The organism is Streptomyces antioxidans (assembly GCF_000968685.2).
GTDB lineage: Bacteria > Actinomycetota > Actinomycetes > Streptomycetales > Streptomycetaceae > Streptomyces > Streptomyces antioxidans.
This window is the reverse complement of sequence record NZ_LAKD02000234.1, coordinates 1-1,191: the sequence shown is the minus strand read 5'-3', so window position 1 is coordinate 1,191 and position 1,191 is coordinate 1. Positions and strand designations below refer to the sequence as shown.

The following is a 1,191-nucleotide window of genomic DNA, read 5'->3' as shown; positions in this document are numbered from 1 at the left end:
ATCAGGTCGCGCTGCGCGCCTCGGGTGTCTTCGGCCGTCGGCTGACCGAGGCTTCCGGTGCCCGGACACCGGATGACGAGGGCTGGCGGGCGTCCGGTTCGGTGCTGGTGACGGGTGGTACGGGTGCGCTGGGTGCGCATGTGGCCCGTTGGCTGGTGGCGAACGGCGCTGAACACGTCGTGCTCACCAGCCGCCGGGGTCTCGACGCCCCGGGCGCGGTGGAGCTGCGGGACGAACTCGCGGCCTCGGGTGCCCGGGTGACGGTGGCCGCGTGTGATGTGGCGGACCGGGACGCGCTCGCCGAGCTGCTGGCGTCCATACCGGCCGAATTCCCGCTGACCACCGTCTTCCACGCGGCCGGTGTGCTGGACGACGGCCTCGTGGACACGCTCGACGCCGAGCGACTGGAGCGGGTGGTGCGCGCCAAGGCCACCTCCGCGCAGAACCTCCATGAGCTCACCCGCGACCTGGACCTCTCGGCGTTCGTCCTCTTCTCCTCGCTCGCCGGGTCGGTGGGCGCTGCGGGACAGGCCAACTACGCGGCGGCCAACGCCTACGTGGACGCGCTGGCCGAGCTGCGGCGTGCCGAGGGCCTGCCCGCCACCTCGATCGCCTGGGGTCCGTGGGCCGAGGGCGGCATGGCCGCCGACGAGGCGCTGGAGCGCCGGATGCGCCGCGACGGGGTGCCGCCGATGGCGCCCGAGTCGGCGCTCACCGCGCTGCGGCAGGCGCTGGACCTCGATGACACCGCCGTGACGGTCGCGGACCTCGACTGGGGCAGGTTCCTCGCCGAGTTCACCGCCGTACGGCCGAGCGCGCTGTTCGGCGAGGTGCGGGCCGCGCGTCCGGCGCCGGTCGCCGAGGGCGCGCCACGCCCGGCCGCCGCCGCAGGGGTCGGTACCGGCACCCTCGCGGAGCGGCTGTCCGGGCTGACCGAGAACGAGCGCACCCAGACGCTGCTTGAGCTGGTCCGTACGCAGGTCGCGTCGGTGCTGGGGCACGGCGGGGCGGAGGCGGTCGAGGCCGGGCGCGCCTTCAAGGAGCTGGGCTTCGATTCGCTCACCGCCGTCGAACTCCGCAACCGGCTCAACGCGGCCACCGGTCTACGGCTGCCCGCCACCCTCATCTACGACTACCCGAACGCCACCGCCCTGGCCGACCATCTGCGTGGTGAGCTGCTGGGCTCTGACA

1 protein-coding gene is annotated in these 1,191 nt (G+C 74.1%); it reads left to right on the top strand.

From position 1 onward, the window contains the following. The coding region (locus VT50_RS37905; RefSeq protein WP_143645397.1) for a beta-ketoacyl reductase at positions 1 to 1,191 on the top strand (1,191 nt) is incomplete at both ends.